Annotated in this window: 20 protein-coding genes; 9 read left to right on the forward strand and 11 right to left on the reverse strand. The window is 65.9% G+C overall.

From position 1 onward, the window contains the following. Nucleotides 1–3: 3 nt before the first annotated feature. Genes ACFK0J_RS18265 through ACFK0J_RS18275 form a run of 3 tightly spaced genes read left to right on the forward strand, consistent with a single transcriptional unit; the run spans nucleotide 4 to nucleotide 3,277 of the window. Complete coding sequence (locus ACFK0J_RS18265) at nucleotides 4–894, forward strand: carbohydrate ABC transporter permease (RefSeq protein WP_378741832.1); 891 nt, start codon at nucleotides 4–6, stop codon at nucleotides 892–894. After that, nucleotides 894–2,180, forward strand: a complete 1,287-nt coding sequence (locus ACFK0J_RS18270; RefSeq protein WP_378741834.1) for a 6-phospho-beta-glucosidase — start codon at nucleotides 894–896, stop codon at nucleotides 2,178–2,180. The genes ACFK0J_RS18265 and ACFK0J_RS18270 overlap by 1 nt, the downstream gene beginning before the upstream one ends. Before the next feature lie 44 nt (nucleotides 2,181–2,224). Beyond that, complete coding sequence (locus tag ACFK0J_RS18275) at nucleotides 2,225–3,277, forward strand: N-acetylglucosamine kinase (RefSeq protein ID WP_378741836.1); 1,053 nt, start codon at nucleotides 2,225–2,227, stop codon at nucleotides 3,275–3,277. 34 nt (nucleotides 3,278–3,311) lie between these two features. Here ACFK0J_RS18275 and ACFK0J_RS18280 read toward each other — a convergent pair whose 3' ends face one another. The 3 genes from ACFK0J_RS18280 to ACFK0J_RS18290 form a co-directional block, all read right to left on the reverse strand. Then, entirely contained in the window at nucleotides 3,312–4,058 is a 747-nt protein-coding gene (locus ACFK0J_RS18280; protein ID WP_378741838.1) for an LGFP repeat-containing protein, read from the reverse strand. Between the two features lie 102 nt (nucleotides 4,059–4,160). Beyond that, nucleotides 4,161–4,889 carry an LGFP repeat-containing protein gene (locus ACFK0J_RS18285; protein ID WP_378741840.1) on the reverse strand — a complete coding sequence of 243 codons (729 nt, stop codon included), beginning with the start codon at nucleotides 4,887–4,889 and terminating at the stop codon, nucleotides 4,161–4,163. 89 nt (nucleotides 4,890–4,978) lie between these two features. Next, complete coding sequence (locus ACFK0J_RS18290; RefSeq protein WP_378741842.1) at nucleotides 4,979–5,314, reverse strand: hypothetical protein; 336 nt, start codon at nucleotides 5,312–5,314, stop codon at nucleotides 4,979–4,981. Nucleotides 5,315–5,446: 132 nt separating this feature from the next. Between ACFK0J_RS18290 and ACFK0J_RS18295 the strand changes: the two genes are divergently transcribed. After that, nucleotides 5,447–6,466, forward strand: a complete 1,020-nt coding sequence (locus ACFK0J_RS18295; RefSeq protein ID WP_378741844.1) for an NADP-dependent oxidoreductase — start codon at nucleotides 5,447–5,449, stop codon at nucleotides 6,464–6,466. A 12-nt stretch (nucleotides 6,467–6,478) separates the two neighbouring features. Here the strand turns inward: ACFK0J_RS18295 and ACFK0J_RS18300 are convergent, their stop codons facing one another. From ACFK0J_RS18300 to ACFK0J_RS18315, 4 genes are all read right to left on the reverse strand, one after another. Then, nucleotides 6,479–6,835, reverse strand: coding sequence for a hypothetical protein (locus tag ACFK0J_RS18300; protein ID WP_378741846.1), 357 nt, complete (start codon nucleotides 6,833–6,835; stop codon nucleotides 6,479–6,481). A 127-nt stretch (nucleotides 6,836–6,962) separates the two neighbouring features. Further along, nucleotides 6,963–7,562, reverse strand: coding sequence for a TetR/AcrR family transcriptional regulator (locus ACFK0J_RS18305; protein ID WP_378741849.1), 600 nt, complete (start codon nucleotides 7,560–7,562; stop codon nucleotides 6,963–6,965). A 39-nt stretch (nucleotides 7,563–7,601) separates the two neighbouring features. Continuing rightward, complete coding sequence (locus tag ACFK0J_RS18310) at nucleotides 7,602–9,281, reverse strand: ABC-F family ATP-binding cassette domain-containing protein (RefSeq protein WP_378741852.1); 1,680 nt, start codon at nucleotides 9,279–9,281, stop codon at nucleotides 7,602–7,604. Between the two features lie 113 nt (nucleotides 9,282–9,394). Beyond that, complete coding sequence (locus tag ACFK0J_RS18315) at nucleotides 9,395–10,222, reverse strand: SAM-dependent methyltransferase (RefSeq protein WP_378741854.1); 828 nt, start codon at nucleotides 10,220–10,222, stop codon at nucleotides 9,395–9,397. Between the two features lie 462 nt (nucleotides 10,223–10,684). Between ACFK0J_RS18315 and ACFK0J_RS18320 the strand changes: the two genes are divergently transcribed. Continuing rightward, nucleotides 10,685–10,963, forward strand: a complete 279-nt coding sequence (locus tag ACFK0J_RS18320; RefSeq protein WP_378742895.1) for a hypothetical protein — start codon at nucleotides 10,685–10,687, stop codon at nucleotides 10,961–10,963. 293 nt (nucleotides 10,964–11,256) lie between these two features. Continuing rightward, on the forward strand, nucleotides 11,257–12,744 hold the full coding sequence (locus ACFK0J_RS18325; RefSeq protein ID WP_378741857.1) for an alpha/beta fold hydrolase: 1,488 nt from the start codon (nucleotides 11,257–11,259) through the stop codon (nucleotides 12,742–12,744). Between the two features lie 250 nt (nucleotides 12,745–12,994). Here the strand turns inward: ACFK0J_RS18325 and ACFK0J_RS18330 are convergent, their stop codons facing one another. The 3 genes from ACFK0J_RS18330 to ACFK0J_RS18340 all read right to left on the reverse strand — a co-directional run bounded on the left by ACFK0J_RS18330 (nucleotide 12,995) and on the right by ACFK0J_RS18340 (nucleotide 16,345). Next, complete coding sequence (locus ACFK0J_RS18330; RefSeq protein ID WP_378741859.1) at nucleotides 12,995–13,573, reverse strand: hypothetical protein; 579 nt, start codon at nucleotides 13,571–13,573, stop codon at nucleotides 12,995–12,997. 230 nt (nucleotides 13,574–13,803) lie between these two features. Beyond that, the gene (locus ACFK0J_RS18335) at nucleotides 13,804–15,054 is read right to left on the reverse strand and encodes a hypothetical protein (RefSeq protein ID WP_378741861.1); all 1,251 of its coding nucleotides are present in this window, start codon (nucleotides 15,052–15,054) and stop codon (nucleotides 13,804–13,806) included. A 295-nt stretch (nucleotides 15,055–15,349) separates the two neighbouring features. Next, on the reverse strand, nucleotides 15,350–16,345 hold the full coding sequence (locus ACFK0J_RS18340) for an ANTAR domain-containing protein (RefSeq protein ID WP_378741864.1): 996 nt from the start codon (nucleotides 16,343–16,345) through the stop codon (nucleotides 15,350–15,352). Nucleotides 16,346–16,966: 621 nt separating this feature from the next. Between ACFK0J_RS18340 and ACFK0J_RS18345 the strand changes: the two genes are divergently transcribed. The 3 genes from ACFK0J_RS18345 to ACFK0J_RS18355 all read left to right on the forward strand — a co-directional run bounded on the left by ACFK0J_RS18345 (nucleotide 16,967) and on the right by ACFK0J_RS18355 (nucleotide 19,264). Next, on the forward strand, nucleotides 16,967–17,668 hold the full coding sequence (locus tag ACFK0J_RS18345) for a phosphoribosyltransferase (RefSeq protein WP_378741866.1): 702 nt from the start codon (nucleotides 16,967–16,969) through the stop codon (nucleotides 17,666–17,668). Nucleotides 17,669–17,751: 83 nt separating this feature from the next. Continuing rightward, nucleotides 17,752–18,459, forward strand: coding sequence for an ANTAR domain-containing protein (locus tag ACFK0J_RS18350; RefSeq protein WP_378741868.1), 708 nt, complete (start codon nucleotides 17,752–17,754; stop codon nucleotides 18,457–18,459). 52 nt (nucleotides 18,460–18,511) lie between these two features. After that, nucleotides 18,512–19,264, forward strand: coding sequence for a GAF and ANTAR domain-containing protein (locus ACFK0J_RS18355; protein ID WP_378741870.1), 753 nt, complete (start codon nucleotides 18,512–18,514; stop codon nucleotides 19,262–19,264). Here ACFK0J_RS18355 and ACFK0J_RS18360 read toward each other — a convergent pair whose 3' ends face one another. Beyond that, nucleotides 19,265–19,510, reverse strand: a complete 246-nt coding sequence (locus tag ACFK0J_RS18360) for a hypothetical protein (RefSeq protein ID WP_378741872.1) — start codon at nucleotides 19,508–19,510, stop codon at nucleotides 19,265–19,267. Nucleotides 19,511–19,645 lie beyond the last annotated feature (135 nt).

Genomic DNA, 19,645 nt, shown 5'->3' on the forward strand with positions numbered 1-19,645 from the left:
GCGATGACCATGACCACCCTCCGGCCCGTGCCGGTCACCGTGCCCACGGTCGAGGCCCGGGGCGCCCGCCGCAGAGACGCGCTGAATTGGGTTGCCGTGCACTCGCTCGCGATCGCGGCCGCGCTCCTGTTCCTGCTGCCGTTCGTGTTTCTCTTCCTCACCTCGGTGATGTCGGACCGGCAGGCGCTCACCACCGACCTCTGGCCCGCCTCGTGGCACTGGGGTAACTACGTGAAGGTCTGGGAGACACCGGGTTTCCTCACCTGGTGGCGTAATACTCTGCTGTACGCGGCGGCCGGTACCGCGCTGACGCTGCTCTCCAGCATTCCGGTTGCCTACGCGCTGGCCAAGTTTCGGTTCCGGGGTCGCAATCTCGCGCTGATGGCGGTCATTTCGATGATGATGTTGCCGCCGCAGGTGACCGTCATCCCGATGTACCTGATCTGGGCCAAGCAGTTCCATCTCACCGGGTCGTTGTGGCCGTTGATCATTCCGCTGGCTTTCGGTGACGCCTTCTCCATCTTCCTGCTCCGGCAGTTCTTGCTGACCATCCCGAACGACTACCTGGAGGCGGCCCGCATCGACGGCTGCGGTGAGCTGCGGATACTGCTGCGGATCGTGCTGCCGATGGCCAAACCCGCCATCGCGGCGGTCGCGCTGTTCCAGTTCTTCTATTGCTGGAACGACTATTTCGGGCCGCAGATCTACGCCAGCGAGAACCCGGCCGCCTGGACGCTCAGCTATGGCCTGGAGTCCTTCAAAAGCGCCCACCACACCAACTGGAACCTCACCATGGCCGCCACCCTGCTGGTGATGGCGCCGGTGATCATCCTGTTCTTCTTCGCCCAGAAGGCCTTTATCGAAGGCGTGACATTGACAGGGGTCAAAGGCTGATGAGCACACTGAAACTGGCAGTCATCGGCGGTGGTTCCACCTACACCCCGGAACTGATCGATGGCTTCGCCCGCCTACGCGACACCCTCCCGATCGGGGAGGTGGTGCTGGTCGACCCCGCCGCGGACCGGCTGGACTTGATCGCCGGACTGGCTCGCCGGATCTTCGCCAAACAAGGACACAGCGCGCGGGTCAGCACCGCTACTTCGGTCGCGGACGGAGTGGATGGTGCCGACGCGGTACTGCTCCAATTGCGGGTAGGTGGGCAGGCAACCAGGAACGAGGACGAGACCTGGCCGCTCGAATGTGGTTGTGTCGGTCAGGAAACCACCGGAGCCGGTGGTCTGGCGAAGGCGCTGCGCACCGTTCCGGTGGTCCTCGACATTGCCGAGCACGTCCGCCGGGCCAACCCGGACGCCTGGATCATCGACTTCACCAACCCGGTCGGCATCGTCACCCGCGCCCTGCTGGCCGCGGGCCACAAGGCCGTCGGACTGTGCAATGTCGCCATCGGCTTCCAGCGAAAGTTCGCCCAGCACTTGGGTGTCGACCCGTCGCTGATTCGCCTCGACCAGGTCGGGCTCAACCACCTCTCCTGGGTGCGTGGGGTCACCGTGCTGGACCGGCCGGGCGCGGAGACGGGGTTCGAAGCGCTGCCGAAACTGCTGGCCGACTTCGGCGTGGAGATCGCGGCCGATGTGCGCCTTCCGCTTTCGCTGATCCAGCATCTCGGCGTCGTCCCGTCGTATTACCTGCGGTACTTCTATCAACACGACGTGGTCGTCGAGGAGCTCACGACCTCGGGCTCACGGGCCGCCGAGGTGGCGGCCATCGAGCAGCAGTTGCTGCGCATGTATGCCGACCCGGCATTGGACACCAAGCCGGAATTGCTCGGAAAGCGTGGTGGCGCTTTCTATTCCGAGGCCGCGGTGCAGCTGCTGGCCGCGCTGCTCGGCACCGCGGGCGGCAGTGTCCAGGTGGTCGACACCCGCAACGACGGCATCCTGCCGTTCCTGCCCGACGATGCCGTGATCGAGGTGCCCGCGGTCGTGGATCAGCAGGGCGTGCGCCCGCTGCCGCAACGTCCCGTCGAACCGCGCTACGCGGGTTTGATCGCACACGTCACCGCGTACGAGCAGCTCGCTCTGCGCGCCGCGGTGGCGGGCGGGCGCGACCGCGTGTTCGACGCACTACTTGCCCATCCACTGGTCGGTCAGCTGGAACTCGCCGAGCAGCTGACCGACCGGTTGATAGCTCACAATCGCGCATATCTGAGTTGGGGTTGACCATGCCGACAAATACCGTGCAGTGCTGGCGGGGGAAGCGTCTGATGAAACTGCCACAGAACGAACAGATCCCCGGCGTCCTCGCGATCGACGCCGGCAACAGCAAGACCGACGTTGCCTTGGTCACGCTCACCGGGACAGTCCTCGGGAGCGTGCGCGGTGGCGGGTTTCTGCCCCATCGGGTCGGCGCGGACCAGGCGATCGAGGGGATCGCACCGCTGGTCGAGTCGGTGGCCCGGCAAGCGGGACTCACCCGAGGGGGGATTCTCACCACCCGGGTGAGCGCGTGCATGGCCAACGTCGATCTGCCGATCGAGGAACAGCGGCTGCACGCCGCCATCGCGGCTCGGCCATGGGGTGTGAGCGTGGGCGTCACCAATGACACCTTCGGCCTGCTGCGCGCGGGTACCGACAGCCCGCGCGGTGTCGCGGTGGTCTGCGGCGCGGGGATCAACTGTGTGGGGTTGCTGCCGGACGGTCGCACCGCCCGCTTCCCGGCGCTCGGCCGGCTCACCGGTGACTGGGGCGGGGGCGGCGGCATGGCCGCGGAAGCCATGTGGCACGCGGCGCGAGCCGAGGACGGCCGGGGCGAGCCGACGGCACTGTCCGAAGCCATCGGCAGCTACTTCGGGCTGGCCGGAGCCAATGCGGTCGCCGAGGCGATCCACCTGGGCCAGCTGGCGGAGCAGCGGCTGCACGAGCTGGTGCGGGTGCTGTTCACCACCGCGGAGGCGGGCGATCCGACCGCCCTGCGACTGATCGACCGGCAAGCCGACGAAATCACCCGACTCGCCTTCGTCACCCTGCGCCGGCTGGACCTACTCGACGAGCCGACCCCGCTGATCCTCGGCGGCGGTGTGCTCGCCGCCAGGCAGCCGCTGCTCATCGACAACCTGTTGGCCCGGCTCGCCAAGGCCGCACCACTCGCTGAGCCTCGAATTGTCGTCGCCCCACCGGTTCTCGGTGCCGCACTGCTCGGTCTCGACCACCTCGGCGCTGGCCCCGCCGCCCACCAGCGCCTGCGCGCCGCCTACCCGACCGTCTCCGACAGCGACGGCAGGCCAGAGTTCCCGAGCGAAATGGGCCAGCCCGCTTGAGTTTTCAGCGAAACCGTCGGCGACGCCGAATTACCTAGGGAATCCAGGTGATTCGGCCGCCCTGGAAGTCTTGGGCCTTGCCGCCCTGGTAATCGTATTCGTCGCTGGTCGGGTAGCCGTAAGTACCGTTGGCGGCGGCGCGGGCTTCCCAGCTGGTCCGGATGGCGCCCCAGACGGCGTGTGCGCCGGTGCGGGGGGACCAGTAGATCGCGCCGTCGTTGAAGAGGTTGTAGCGGCCGTTGTCCTTGGCAGCGGCCTCATCGGTGATGGGGAAGCCCAGCGGGCTGTTCTCCGCTCCGAGGGAGTACCACTTGTCGCGGATCTCGCCGCTGACCTGATGGGCCGCCGTGCCCACCGACCAGTAGATCGAGCCGCCCTGGAAGTGGTTGAAGCGACCGGGCTTCGACGGCGTCGACTGCTCCCGCGTCACGGGGTAGCGCAGCCCGCCGGTCTCCGCGCCCAGTTCGCGCCACTTGTCCAGGATCGGGCCGCCGACCTGGTGCGCACCGGTGTCGGCGTGCCAGTAGATCGCGGCATTGCGATCGAAGGTCTGGTACTTGCCGCCGTTCGCGGCATCCGACTCGGGGGAGGTCGGGTCGCCGAGCACGGCGCCACCGCCTGCCTCGTCGTATTCGACCTCGATCGCCCCGCCGACCTCGAAGGGGCCGATCGGCCGGGCAGCCGCGGTTCCCGTGGTGAGCAGGACGGCCAGCGCCGCCGTTGCCAGAGCGACGCCGCGGCGCGATCCGGACGAGCGGTGGGTACGACGAAGGCGTGCCAAGGAAACTCCTCAGTCAGGTGTTACTCGGTGACGAGACAGGGCTGAGCGTTGCAGGCGATGATGGCACGCGCGCGCGGCGATCGTTCAGGCGGCCCGGTCGGGTCAGGGCTGCCAGGTGATGCGGCCGCCCTGGAAGTCCTGGGCTTTGCCGCCCTGGTAGTCGTACTCGTCACTGGTGGGGTAGCCGTAGCCGCCGTTGACACCGGCCCTGGCCTCCCAGGTGGTGCGAATGGCGCCCCAGACGACGTGCGCGCCGGTGGCACCGGACCAGTAGATGGCGCCGTCGTTGAAGAGGTTGTAGCGGCCGTTGTTCTTGGCGGGCGCCTCGTCGGTGATGGGGAAGCCGAGCGGGCTGTTCTCCCAGCCGTAGGAGCCCCACTTGTCGCGGATCGCGCCGCCGATCTGGTGCGCGGCGGTGCCGATGGACCAGTAGATGGAGCCACCCTGGAAGTGGTTGTAGCGGCCCGGCTTCGAGGGTGTCGACTCTTCCCGGGTCACCGGGTAGCCGAGCAACCCGTTCTCGAAGCCGAAGTTGCCCCATTTGTCACGGATGGCGCCGCCGATCTGATGAGCTCCGGTGCTGGGGTGCCAGTAGATCGAGGCGTTGCGTTCGAAGGCCTGGTACTTGCCGCCACGGCCCGCGTCGGATTCGGGGATGACCGGGTCGCCGAAGACGGCGCCGCCACCGGCCTGGTCGTATTCGACCTCGATCGCGCCGCCGACGTCGAACGGCCCGATCGGCCGGGCAGCCGCGGTTCCCGCGGTCAGCAGCAGGGCCAACCCGGCGGTGGTCATGGTCAGTGCGATGCGGGTGCGACGTAAGCGTGCCAAGAGAACTCCCTATGCGAGGTGGTCGTGTCCGGGGCAGGGCTGAGCCCGGTCAGTCGGCAGGGGATTGCCGCTGACCGATGACGACTTGCTCAGCTACCAGGGTGCAGCCATTTGCCGATCGGCAGTGGCGGCAGGGCGCGGACCGCGATCATGATCGGGTCGCAGTAGAGGTTGTCGAGCGGAGAGTCGCCGGTGCCGCAGACGAAGTTCCCGTGCTTGTCGTAGTTCGACGAGCGACCCTTATATGACCAGGTCAGGCCGTCATCAGATGGGCTCCAGGGACAGGCGTTCGGCTGCACGCCCTTGCATGGCCCCTCGACGCCCCACGGTCCGACGGGATAGGCGGAGGCGGCAGGCGCGAGTGCGAGAGTGAGCAAACTCGCAGCGGCAGCACCGAGCATCGCGCGCTTCATTGTTGATCTCACGATTTTTCCCTTCGACATGGAAGAGCTGGTGTCGTGGCGTCCGACAACCGGCCTATCGGTCGTACCGGGATCACCGTTAGCCCGACCAGGCGCGGACGATCATCGCCGCGGCGCGGGTCTAGGCTCGAAACCATGGTCGAATCGAGACGAATCGTGCTTGCTTCCCGCCCGGAGGGTGCGCCTACCTCGGCGAACTTCCGCACCGAGACCGCCGAGCTGCCGCCGATCGAGGACGGGCAGGTGCTGTTGCGAACCTTGTATCTGTCCCTTGACCCGTACATGCGTGGCCGGATGAGCGACGCGAAGTCCTATGCGAAGCCGGTCGAGATCGGCGAGATGATGGTCGGCGGCACCGTGGCCGAGGTGGTCGACTCCCGCGACCCGTCGCTCGCGAAAGGCGATGTGGTGCTGGCATATTCGGGTTGGCAGACGCACGACGTGGTGCCCGCGTCCAGCGTCCGCAAGCTGGATCCGGACATCGCGCCGGTCTCCACCGCGCTCGGCGTCCTGGGTATGCCCGGCTTCACCGCGTACTCCGGCCTGCTGAAGATCGGTCAGCCGCAGGCAGGGGAAACCGTCGTAGTCGCCGCCGCCACCGGCCCGGTCGGCTCGGCCGTCGGGCAGATCGCCAAGATCAAGGGCGCCCGCGCGGTCGGCATCGCGGGCGGACCGAAGAAGTGCGCGCACCTGCTCGACGAGTTCGGCTTCGACGCCGCGATCGATCACCGCGCCCCCGACTTCGCCGAGCAGCTGAAGGCGGCGGTGCCGGACGGCATCGACGTCTACTTCGAAAACGTCGCGGGCGCCGTCGCCGACGCGGTCTATCCGTTGCTGAATACCTATGCGCGCGTCCCTGTTTGCGGTCTCATCGCCAACTACAACGCCGCCGGTACTGCCACCGGGCCCGACCGCCTCCCCGCCTTCTACGGCCGAATCCTCATCAAGAGCCTCACCATTCGCGGCTTCATCCAAACCGAGTTCGTCCGCGAGCTCTACCCCGACTTCCTCCGCGATATGGGCGAATGGATCGCGGACGGCCGCGTCCGCTACCTCGAAGACATCACCGAGGGCTTCGACAAGGCTCCCGAAGCGTTCATCGGCATGCTCGAGGGTCGCAACTTCGGCAAGGTCGTTGTGAAAGTCGCCGACTAGCGTGCTGCTCGCCTAGGACGCGATGGCGGTGCCGCCGATCGAGACGTAGACCAGCATCACCATGAAGAGGAACCAACCTGCGCCCTGCCAGATCGGCCAGGGTTTGCCGCGCCGCCACTCTCGGTAGGTCTCGACGAAGGCGCCGATGCCGCCGAGCAGCAGGATGACGGTCGGCGCGAGGAGGACGGCGGTTTTGGCGTCGGTGTCGCAGAGCAGGGTGCCCGAATCGGAGCAGGAGCTGCGATTTGCGGTCCAGATCACGGCCGCCGCGAAGACGAAGGCCGCCGCCGCGTTGACCGACAGCACGTAGGTTGCGGCGCGCCGGAAGGTCTGTGGGTCGCGCCACCGTTTTTCCACGTCGTTGACCATCTCTGCACCTCACGGTGATCGGGTCCGCCAAAAGGCGCTCTACCCGAGATTGCCGAGTGGACGCTGGTCAAACATCACCCGCTCAGCAACCTGGTCGCGAACCGCATGTTCGGGCGGGCTGCTGGGATCACGGGGAAGGAGCAAGCACCGAGTACAGGTGTGCGCGGAGCGTCTTGCGCAGCCGTTCTACGCTGAGCGAACCGTGCGGTGTCACCGCATCGAGGCTGAGGCCCTCCATGATCGCGGTGATTCGGTCGGCCTCTTCGGCCGGTTCGGGGACGGCGAGGGCGCCTAGCGCGGCGGTCACCATTTGGCGCAGGTCGGCCGCCATTTGCTCGGTGACCGGCCGGAACACCGGCTTCGTCCGGGCGGCGACGATGAACTCCAGCAGCACGATCGATTCGACCCGCCGTTCCTCGTCGACCGGAAGCAATTCTTCCAATAGCGACTGCAGGGCGTCGACGGCCCGGTCGCCGGTCAGCCCGCGCAGCGCGGCGACAGGGTGCCGGGCCAGCCTGCGCCCCATCCGGTCGCCGACCTCCGTGGCCGCGGCGGCGAGCAGGTCCTGATGATCATCGAAGTAGTGCCGTACCGACCCGATGTTCAACCCGGATTCGACAGCGACCCTGCGCAGCGACAGCCCCGCCAGGCCTTCGGCGACTACCAGCCGGAACGCTGCTTCGACGACATGTTGGCGACGCTGTTCGGCGTCGATACGAGCGGGCACCGGCCCAATGTATCGCAGCTGTGATAAACGATCGCGGGCTCATCCGCGGTGTCGCGTGACCCGACCTTCGTCCCATACCGGCTCGGCCGACTCGTAGACCGCGCCATCGGCGCCGAAGACGACGAAGCGATCGAAGTCCCGGGCGAACCACCGGTCATGGGTGACGGTGAGAACGGTGCCTTCGAAGGTGCTGAGCGCCTGCTGTAAGGCTTCGGCGGAGACGAGGTCGAGGTTGTCGGTGGGTTCGTCCAGCAGGAGCATGGTGGCTCCGCCGAGCTCGAGCAGCAGGATCTGGAACCGTGCTTGCTGTCCGCCGGAGAGCGAGTCGAACGTTTGCTCCGCCGCATCCGCCAGCTCGTAGCGGGCCAGTGCCCGAGATGCCTCCTCTCGGGGCAAGCCGGACCGATGCTCGTCGCCGCGATGCAGGATCGACACCAGGGTGCGGGCGAAAAGGTCTGGCCGCCCGTGGGTTTGGGCGAACCAGCCGGGACGAACTCGCGCGCCGAGCCGTGCTCGCCCCGAGTGCCGCACAGGTTCGACCGGCAGCTCGCCCACCGGTTCGTGTTCGGGTTCCGGGTCACTGCCGCCCGCGGCGAGCAGGCGTAGAAAGTGCGACTTGCCCGACCCGTTGGAGCCGAGTATGGCGACTCGATCGCCGTACCAGACTTCGAGATCGAACGGCTTCATCAGGCCAGCGAGCTCGAGGTTTTCGCAGACCAAGGCGCGTTTGCCGGTGCGCCCGCCGGGCAACCGCATCGTCACGGTCTGCTGGCGGGGCTGGGCCTCGGGCGGTCCGGCGTCCCGGAACCGTGCGAGTCGCGTCTGCGCGGCGCGGTACCGCGACGTCATATCCGAGTTGTAGGCAGCCTTCTGCTTGTACATCTGGACCAGTGCTTTGAGTTTGGCGTGCTCGTTGTCCCACCGTCGCCGCAGCTCGTCGAGGCGGGCGAACCGCTCGGCCCGCGCATGGTGGTAAGTGTCGAAACCGCCCGGATGTACCCACGCTGTGTTGCCTGCCGCGCCCAGTTCGATCGTGACGATGCTCTGCGCGGTGCGGGCGAGCAACTCCCGGTCGTGACTGACGTACAAGACACTTTTCGGCGTCTCGACCAGCGAGTCCTCCAGCCAGCGCTTGCCGGGAACGTCGAGGAAGTTGTCCGGCTCGTCGAGTATCAGCACTTCGTCGGGCCCACGTAGCAATGCCTCCAGCACGAGACGCTTCTGTTCGCCTCCCGACAGGGTCTGTACCGCACGCCGCATGCATCGGTCGAAGGGCGTACCGAGGGCCTTGGTGGTACACACATCCCACAGCACCTCGGCGTCGTAGCCGCCTGCATCGCCCCATTCGGCCAAGGCGGACCCGTAGGCCAGCTGTGCCTCGGTATCGTCGCGCGTTCTGATCTTCGCTTCCGCCAGGTCGACTGCCGCGGCGGCCTGGCGCAGTCGCGGCGGTGACACCGAGAGCAGCAGATCGCGAACGTCGGCGCCATCGCGGGCGATGAACTGTCGCATGACTCCGAGGCGACCGCCGCGGGTGACCGAACCGGCGTCGGGGGTGATGTCGCCGGTGATGATGCGCAGCAGCGTGCTCTTGCCGGAGCCGTTGGCGCCGATCAGGGCGACCTTCGCCCCCTCGCCGACCCGGAACGAGACTTCGTCCAAAAGGGCGCGACCATCGGGAAGCCCGTAGCAGATCGCGTTGACGTCGATGTGTCCCACGGTTCGAATTTATCACGGCTGTGATAAATAGCTCGAACCTACGCTGGTGGGTGACGAAAAGGTATGTGCCAGAAGCCTTAACGAGACTGTGTCTGCCTAGGCGGGCGACGGTCTCAGGGTTTGCGGCCGACGCCCGCCCAGTACCAGGCGGATTCGGGGTCGGTGGCGTCCTCGTCAGGGTTGGGTCGCCAGGTGACCACGGGAACGACACCCGGCTCGATCAACTCCGTGCCCGCGAAGAGGGATTCGGTTTCGGCCCGGTTGCGCGGGTAGAAGGTGATGCCCGCCTCTTCGGCGGAGGCCACCACGCGAGCCATGGCGCGCGCGTCGAAATCGGCGGTGGGATGGGAGATTACGAGGTAGCTGCCGGACGGCACCACGTCCAGGAGATTATCGATGATTTCGTGCGGGTGATCGCTGTCTCGGAAGTACATCATGATCGCCACCAGCATGATGGCGACCGGCTGGTCGAGGTCGAGGGTGGCGGCGAGCGTGTCGTCGCGCAGGATGGCGGCCGGGTCGTGCAGGTCGGCGTGGATGAACGCGGTCTTGCCCTGCGGTTTGCTGGCCATCAAGGCGCGCGCGTGCGCGAGCACGATGGGATCGTTGTCGACATACACCACGCGTGCCGCGGGATCGAGCCGCTGCGCCACTTCATGGGTGTTGCCCGCGGTCGGGATGCCGGTGCCGATGTCGAGGAACTGGTTGATGCCCGCCTCGCTGGTCAGGTAGTGGACCGCCCGGCCGAGAAACGCGCGATTGGCGCGGGCCATCGTGCGAATTGCGGGAATGTGGTGGGCGATGGCGTCCCCGAGTGCGCGATCAGCCGGGTAATTGTCCTTTCCGCCGAGCCAATAATCGTAGACGCGCGCTTCGTGCGCGACGCTGGTATCGATCTTGGTCGGTAATCCGGTGGTGGTCTGTGCACGACTGTCCGGCATGGTGATCCCTTCTGTGGCAGTCGCGGGAAGTCGGGCCCGGCGACGACCGAGTCGCCCGTGGTCGGCGACTGTTACTGCGAAACTTGCTCGCTCAGAATATTCCAGCGAACCCTCGGCATGCGGTCGTTCGGCCGGATAGGGGTGGGTTTTCGGGCTTCCAGACGGTTTCGGCGAACTTTTCCCGAAAGCGCTTCCCGCCGTCGCCCTCGGCGAGCGGCACCGCGCGGCGCTCGGTGTGTCGCCGTTCGGTGTGTCGCCCGCCATGCGTGATCTTGATGCGGTTGAATTGCCCAGGTCACGAGTTTTTCCGGCCACGAGCGGAAAGCGGGAGACGACATGGCACGAGTCCGCGCCGACAGATAGCGCCGTCGTGCCCGTGCGTCGATGAATTCTCCGGTGGCGCAATTTCTTCTTTCCCCTGTCCCGACCCCTCAGCCTGCGAAAAGGAGCACGAACGTGAGCATGATCCTCGCCGCGCTACACGACACCGTTCTCGCGGAGGTCGGTAACCCGACACCGGAGCCGCCGCCCCTCGCCGACAAATTGCTGCAAATGGGCCGCTACTTCACCTGGTTGGTCCAACTGTCCGGCGTCACCGCCATCACCTACGGCGGCGGACGATTCGCGTGGGAGAAATGGAACGGCGGCGGTTTGCAGTCGCCCAAGATGATCGCCAGCGCGATGGCGGGTGGCGCGGTGGCCACCAGCGCGGGCACCATCATGAACGCCGTGATCAGCTGACCCCAACCCCCTGTCACCGGCTCGGCGGACCGACTTCGACGAACCTTTGTCGACTGCTGCGGCGGCGCTGACGCAGCAGCCGCCCCCTCCCGGTGTCTTCCTACTCAGCGGCTCGAACTGCATCGACGCGCCCGTACTCGACTACCTCACGGAACTGACACCACCCACTGACGGACTCCACTGCCAACCGGCCTCGTTCTGATTCCGCCGCCGCGCGGCCGCCATGGAACCCCAATATGCTGACAGCTGTGTTTGATCACTGGCGCAGTCGAACTGCCGTTCTCCTCACAGCGATGGTGCTGATCATCGCGACCGGAGAGCACCTGGCGATAGCGTCCTCGGACACTCCGCCCGGCGGGGTGCCGGGGGTGGCGGTGCCGAAGCTTGCCTGGGTCGACTGCGGAGATCCCGGGTATCAATGCGCGACGGCGGACGTGCCGCTCGACTATCACAATCCGGGGGGCGGGACGATTTCCCTGGCACTGCGCCGGCACGTGGCCGGTGATCAGGCGCGGCGGATCGGATCCCTGTTCGTGAATCCCGGGGGGCCAGGGGGTTCCGGTGCCGGGTTCGTTTCCAGTGTGGTCGAGACGATGCCGGAGGAGATCGCGGCGCGGTTCGATGTGGTGGGGTTCGATCCACGTGGGGTGGGTAAGAGCCGCGCGGTCCAGTGCTGGACGGCCGAGGAGATGCAGCGGGAATGGGCGGAGGTGCCCGCGCAGTGGCGGCCGGGGGCCTTCGAGCGCGGACAGGACTCGGCCGCGCGGTTCGACGCGGCATGTCAGGCGCGCAGTGGGGACCTATTGCCTTTTATCGGAACCGAATTCGTGGCCAGGGATATGGATCTGCTGCGGGCCGCGGTCGGGGACAACGAAATCAGTTATCTCGGAGTGTCTTTCGGGACCATGATCGGGTCGGTCTACGCCAACCTGTTCCCCCAACGCATTCGGGCATTGGTGCTGGACGGGGCCTACAACCCCGAGATCTACGCCAACGACCCCTACGCCTATGACTACGCCCAATACCGGGAACTGGAAGGCGCGCTCAACCGATTCCTCGGCTGGTGTGCGGGCGATCGAGCGGCATGCCAGTTCGGCGATCCGGCGCGGGGAGGACCCGCGACCGCGTTCGACGCCCTCGTATCCGACCTCACCGACAACCCGGTGCGCGACCAGAGCGGTCAAATCGTCGCCAACGGAGCGTCCCTCGTCTACGGACTCATGATGCAGCTCAACGGCAGTCGCGTGGCATGGCCCGCCATCGCCGACGCGCTCCGGCAAGCCGCCGAACACCGGGACGGACCTGCCCTGCGCCCGGTGAGCCGTTTCGCTGAATTCTTCGCCGCCAACGTGGCGGTCGAATGCGCCGACCGCGTCTATCCATCTTCGACACTGGAACTCCAAGCGCGCCTTGCCGTCGACGTAGCCGCCGCCCCACGCATGGGTCCGGTCGCGGCCTGGGGACCACCCGGCTACGACCACTCCCACGCCAATGCCTGTCAACGCTGGTCCGCACCCCGAGCCAGCCGCTATGCGGGTCCGTGGTCTGCCTCCGGATCCGCGCCCATCCTCGTAGTCGGCACTACCGGCGACCCCGACACGCCCTACCCGGACGCGGTCGCCCTAGCAGGCATGCTGGAGAACGGCCACCTACTCACCGTCGACGGCGAGGGCCATTCGGGCTTCGGCCACAGCCAATGCGCCCGGGACACCGAAACGACCTACCTGATCGAATTGGCTCCCCCACCAACCGGTACCACCTGCGCAGGCAATACCGACTAGATACCGCAGCATTGCCTGATCGCGCGCGGATGCTCGCACAGCTGAGATGACATCCGTCCGTTGGTCTCGGGGTCGGCGCGGCATCGCGGCGGCCGCGCGCCAGGCGGCGATACCGGGCGTTGTCGGCGGCACGGCCGACCGCTGATCACGTCAACCGTGCCATGCGCCGCCCGGCGTGACCCGCGCCTCGGGCGGGGGTGCCCTCCGCGTGCCCCTGCGGGCGACGTTCAGGAGGAGGCGAGGTCGGGGCTCAGATCTCGGTACCGGTGAGCAAGTGCTGGAAGGCGGCTTTGAAGCCCATCAGCCGATCTGTCCAAATCTTGGTGGTGATCTTCCCCTTCTTCTCGGCAGTCAGTCCGGCCGCCCGCAGTTCGGGCACAGGCGTGGTTTCGGCCTTTTCGATCTGCTGCACTAATGCCTCGTAGTAGTCGGCTTGGACATCTACGTCCGTACACAGCCTCTTCCTGGCATCGTCGGTGAGCGCGGCTGTGCCCAGGACTTTTAGACGAGCCTTACCGATCGGATCCTCGGCTGTGTCCGGCGTACCGAATGTCACCGGGAGAACGTTCTTGTACACCTTGTCGATATCCGCCAGCATCTCCGCGGACATCGAATTCGTGGTGCAGAACGCTTCGTTGAGCTTCTGATACTTCTCCGGCGTGATGATCTTCAGGTCGCTGTCGTCCTCGGGCAACGGAACCCGGAGCAGATAGCGTTCCAAGTCTTTGTCGTTCGCGGTCGGTGCCGCAGCGGCGGTTCCGGCCAACGCAGGGACCAGGATGGTCGAAATCGTGAGGGTGGAGAGCAGGAAAGCGCAGGGCTTCCGCATGCGGCAGACCTTCCGTCTCGTGTCCGGACGCTGTGCTCGGCCCGGTCGGTGATTGATCGAACCCTTCCGCGGCCCACCCCTGCCCAGATCCGTGACCAGGTGCGGACGTGCTGCCTCCCGAGCCGTCATGCGCCGGTACCTTGAGTGGCCAGCCGGAGGGTATTCGTTGCATGTGAGCATACGGATGGGAGACCCGGAAACTGTGCAGCACGCTGATGGGTGATCCGCACCTACGGTACGAGTCGATCCAAGACCGCACCCCAAGCGTCCATGGCATCGCCTAGCGCTGTACCGCCAAGGGCGGCAATATTCAAGGCTGCTAGGGCGGACCTCACCATTCCCCGCTTCCGCTCCTCTGGTGGAGTCTGTGCGGCTTCCGCAAGGTACTCGACATTGTCGAGCAGTTCCTGGCGATGATCATCGTCGATGCCTTCGGTCGCGAGAACTGCCTTTTCGAGCGCCTTGATCGCGTCAGCTACCTCGCTACCGGATTGCTGAATAGCACCAGCGATCGTCGAGTCGATATTGGCCACCTGCGCGGCAAACTGACTGCCCAAGAACGTCCCGCCCGTGAAGGTCATCCGCACCTGAGGTCCCTGCGATGTTCGCCCTGATTCGTCGGCATAGTTCGGCATGCGTTCTTCCACTTCTTCCAGATAGATCAGGCCGAGAGCCAGATACGCTCGGCGCAAGGCATCAGCGTCGGCGATAACCGGGCTGTCGCACGCGACAGTGCCTGAGGTCAATTTTTTGAAATCGTTCAACATCGCCAATTCCGAATTTCCAGATCCCAAACCGCTCAGAAGCCCGGCCGCGTGCGCCATCCACTCGTGCACAGTCAACGAGGCGGGCGCCCGGTGGGCCAAAGACGCCTCCAGTGCTCGGCCCTGCTTGATATGTGCTGTCAGGTCTTCGGTGAACGGGGCGGCCACCACCCCACGGTGCAGCCACCCATGCCGCGGCGCATGAACGCAGTCGGGTACGTCGAGCAACTGGTCGGGCAGCGGGACTTTCGAGATCTCCACGGCAAGCCGTCGCAGCCCATCGTGCGCCCTCTGAATAGCGGAATCAACCGAGTACCGCTCGAGCGGCTCTGCGCGCCTGACCGTCCGGAGCCCGACCTCGATCCAACTGATTTCAGATCCGAGGTGATGGCGAAGATAGTCGTGAAATCCGAAGGAGGGGACTGCTGAAGAGCGCATGAGATTGGCAGTCGCTTTTGCTTTCCACGGGGCCTCCCGCTCTATCCACTCGGCAACAGAGCGGAATAACTGCAACGCTTCCGAGTTGACGCGCCCCAGGCCACCTTGGCCCCAGTTTCTCTTCCACGCTGTTCTCGACCACCCCGTGCCGAGCCACAGCCTGATATTCGAGGCGTAAGCATCGGCCTCGCGACCCCACCCGGCCAGGAGCTCTCGCAGCCGCTCATGCGCCACCTGGTCTTGATCACGGATGACGCTTCTGGCTTCGTCCCCATCCATGTAGACATGGTTCACCTGCACGGGAATAGTTGACAAGCAGTCGTCAGGGACCGAACACTCCCGATCGGCCGAGATCAAGGCCTCGACACCATCGGCGCGCGTGGGCCGATCCGGTCAGCGCGTATATGTTGCAGAGTCACCGCCGCGGGCGATGCAGTAGTCATGACGAAGGCCGGTTTGGATCCGCCAACCGCATCAGAGGATCGACAGCAGCACGACGTCCGGCCGGTTGTCATCTACGCGGGCAACAGTCGAACGCGGCCAGGTCCGCCGACCAGGGTCGGTTCGGCTGCGCTCAGAGGTCGGTGGGATTGTTGACGAGGGTGGCGGCCAGGTCGGCGAGTTTGACGTTGAGATCCTGAGATGTACGGCTGAGCAGTTCGAAGGCTTGTTCGGCGGTGAGTCCGCGCCTGCCCATGAGAATGCCCTTGGCTTGGCCGATTACGTCGCGGGAGGCGATCGCTTGCCGTAGTTGGGTGTGCTGCAGTTGATTGGCCTCGGTGGCCCGGCTATGGGCCAGCGCGAGGGCGGCATGAGTGGCCAGTAGCAACGCACGGTTCTTGTCGTCGGCGGTCAGTGCGTGGGGCCGGGAGTAGATGTTGAGTGCTCCCGATAATCGTTGGCGGCCCGAGGCGGGCGGCAGTTCGGTGGACAGGATTGATCCCAGGCCGTGGCGGGCGGCGGCGTCGGAAAAGAGTGGCCAACGCTTTTCGGTGCGCAGGTCGTCGCTGGCGGCGAAGGAAGGGCCATTGGGGCGCGCGGCATCCAAGCTGGGGCCTTGGCCGGTTCGGTATTGCACTTGGTCCAGTTCGGCGGCGATCTCGTCGGTCGCCACCGGTGTGCAGAAGGTGCCGTTCGGTTCTCGCAGCGTAATGCTGACCAGGAGTGCGTTGGGGATCAGGACGACCGCGGCGGCGGCGATCTGCTGCAGCGTGTCTCCGACGGTGGTCGCATCGAGTAGTGCGCGGGTCAACTTCTCGAAATGCAAACAGAGAGTGTCGAGTTCGGATCCGGTCGGCTCCGACGTCGGCTGACCGCATGGCGGCGGGACGGATCTGCTCGCGTGATCCTTGGTCGGCGCGGGCGCGGTGGCGCGGGAGATGGCGTCGTCGATGGTGGCGAAGACCGGTAGTACCGAGGTGGGGTCGGCCAGCCGCAGCACCTGCGCCGCGACTCCGGCCGGATCGAGTACGAACGCGGCCCGTGCCTTCTGGTCGACCTGAGCCTGGGCGAACTGCTTCAGAACAGGCACCCAGTCGGAGGTGATCCTGCGCACCGGGCGCAGATCCACCACTGCCACTGTTGGCGGGGGGGCCGACCCGGTCGTGGCGGGGAACAGTGTCGTGGGGGATTGATTGAGTGTGGAGGCGCTCAACTGGCCGCGAATGGTTACTACTACTGCCGTCTCCGTTTCCAGGGTGACGTTGCGAGAACCTTGCATATCAGATTTCCTTGCCGTGACTGATTCGGCAGATACAGCGGGGCGTTGTACTCGACAGTACGCCTGGATTACTGTGCGCTTGCTGCGATTGCGCAGCCGACTGCGAAACACAGTGCGGGAGTTATCCTGGTCGGGCGAAGCGACGTGCTCGCGGCTCGACGCAGCATCGTTGCGCCACCATTGCGAAGGCGGCCCGGCCCGACGAGCAAGGTGCTTGTGGACGGTTAGCAATCCATCAGCGGACCGGAGCTTCGGCTGAGTCGGGCATATCGGTCACACTATCGATGCAGGCTTGATCTGCTCAAACGTCCGATAGTGCCAGTGGCAGCTGATTCGGGACTGTAGAAAGTCTTCCGCCCAGCAACCGGTGAGAAATGTTCGTCGAGACCCGTTCTGCGGCGTAGAGTTCAGCTCTGCCTCCGAGTCCAGAAGTGCGGCTCACTCCCCATCTGGAATACATACAGGAGCAGCATGCCTTTCCTCGATCGTCGTGACGCGGGCCGTCGGCTCGCTGAGCGTCTGCGTGGTCTGCGTGGTTCCGAAACAGTCGTGTTGGCCCTGCCGTGCGGCGGGGCGCCGGTCGCCTACGAAATAGCCAAGGCGCTGCAAGTCCCGCTCGACGTCGCGGGAATACGCCCGCTGAGGGTGCCCTATCAGCCGGGGCTGGTGTTCGGCGCCCTGAGCGAGGACGGGGTCGTGGACTACGACGAAGAGATCATCGCCAGAGCACTGGTCAGCGAACCCGAGCGGATCGCGGTGACCCGTGAGCAACGAGAACAATTGCGCCACAGCGTCGCTCGGTTCCGCTGCGATCGCTCCCGGGTGCCCCTTCACGGCACGACCGCGGTCATCGTTGCCGACGGTCTCGACACCACGGTCACCGCCCGCGCGGGTGCCGCGATGGCCCGCAGGGGCGGCGCGAGTCGAGTAGTGGTCGCGGTCCCGGTTGCCGCCGCACGAGTAGTGCGCATGATGTCCGGTTTCGCCGACCGCATCCTCTGCCTGGAAACGCCGAGGCTGTTCGGCTCGATCGACCCCTGGTATCGAGATTACGCAGAAGTCACCGAGGCCCAGGCCTGTGCACTGCTCGATCGAGCAGCACACGACCTGGCTCATCGCGCAGGCACATCGACAGATCGCTCCCGATCCGAACCCGCCGGGCCAGCACGATGAGCATGGTGGCCGACCCAAAAGTACTGTCCCGACTCGTAAGCTGAACTGTAGAGCGGAAGCACACGCGGCGGAAGGAAATGACGGTGGACAGGCGGCGGGAGTCGTTGTGGCGCGAGATCGCCGCTGTCACCGGCACACCCGGGCAGGAAGCGTGGGCCGCGGCAATCTGCCGGACATGTGTACGGCTGATACCGGGCATCGATGCGGCGGCGCTGACCCTGCGCGCGACCCAACGCGCGCAGGACATGCTGGGAGTCAGCGACGACTGGGCTGCCGAACTGGACGGGCAGCAATACACCTTGGGCGAGGGCCCTGGTGTCGAGGCGTTCGACACCGGAATCCCGGAGTTGGTCGCCGATCTCGGTGCCCAGGAAGCGCGCTGGCCCGGGTTCTGCGATGCCGCGCTCGCGGCCGGTGCCGGTGCGGCATTCGCGTTCCCGTTGCAGCTCGGCGGGATCCGGCTGGGCACCTTGGACCTGTATCGGCGCCGGGTAGGCGGGCTTCCCGCCGGTTGCGTGGCCGACGCCGCGGTGCTCGCCGACCTGATCACCCTGGCGTTGCTGCACGAAATGGGCGACGCCGAGACGTCCGGACATGATTGGCTGCGTTCGGCGGGTTCCTATCATGACGTGAATGTCGCCACCGGAATGCTGGCCGGGATGTTACGCATCAGCCTCGACGACGCATTCATGCGATTGCGCGGTCGTGCGTTCATGGCGAACCGCCCACTGCTCGAAGTTGCCCGTGACGTGCTCGACAAGAAGCTCGATGCCGACGAGCTGAACGAATGAAAACCACGCCCGAACGATCGACAACATTCAACGCAATGAGAAGGTGGCAGCCGTGACGTTCGCAAACGTACCGGATACGCAGAAGCATCTGGTCGACGCGATGGCGGCCATCACCACTTCCATCACCGCAGACGCCGACCCCGGCACCGTCCTGTATCAGATCACCGGCGCCTGCCTCGAGCTGCTCGACGCCGAGGCATCCGGAATCATCCTGAGCGACCCGCGCGCCGCGTTCGCCGTGGCAGCCGCCTCCGATGAGCGCGCCCGCCTGGTGGAATTGCTGCAGTCTCAGACCGAGCAGGGCCCCTGTGTGGACGTGATTCGGACCAATCGGCCAGTCGAGGTCAACGATCTTCGACAGGACCCGACACGATGGCCCGGATTCACCGCCGCCGCAACCGAACAGGGCTACCGCAGCCTGATGGCGGTGCCGATGCGGCTGAATGGGCAGCCGGTGGGCGGGCTCAACGTGCTCTACAGCGACGTGGTCTACTTCGGCGAATACCAGCGCCAAGTAGCAAACATGCTCGCCGGATCAGCGGTACTGGTGTTGACCTGCGAGCGAGACGAGAACCGGGTCGCCCGACTGGTCGAGCGCACACTGGGATTGCTCAACGATCGCGCCGCTATCGCTCACGCGGTCGGATTACTTGCGGGCGTACTGGATCTCAGCCTCCCCGGCGCTCGAGCCCTCCTGGAACGACATGCGCGAAACAACGGTTCGGCGCTGCGGCAGACAGCACGCAGAATCATCGACGGCACCCTGACCCCCGCACAAGTGGCCGCCGAGGCCGGGCAAGAATAATCAGGTTTCGAAGTCCGGATCGACACTGTGATCAGCGTCCGAGTCGACCACCGCCCGTACCCTGGCGGCCTCGCAATCGGAATCGCTGTCGCTGCGATCACTCAGCTCATCCGGGATTTCCTCGGCTCCCCAGGATCGCAGAACGCCGACGGCCTCCGAGCGTGCCGCGCGCAACCGCACCGCCTGCTTCAGCTGACGAGCTGCCGTTTCCGCCCCAGCACCCGAAGACATCGACTCACCGACCATGCCAACCATCGTCCTCGCATTTCCACCCATCCGCCATCCGCTCGCCGAAGGTTGGCCTGACGGGGCAGTAGCCTGCGGGAACAGGTATGCCGACATCGGTTGTCCGATCGGAAAACGGGTATGGGAAGGCGTCGC

Origin of the sequence: Nocardia brasiliensis (assembly GCF_042691675.1) — a bacterium.
Lineage (GTDB): Bacteria > Actinomycetota > Actinomycetes > Mycobacteriales > Mycobacteriaceae > Nocardia > Nocardia brasiliensis_D.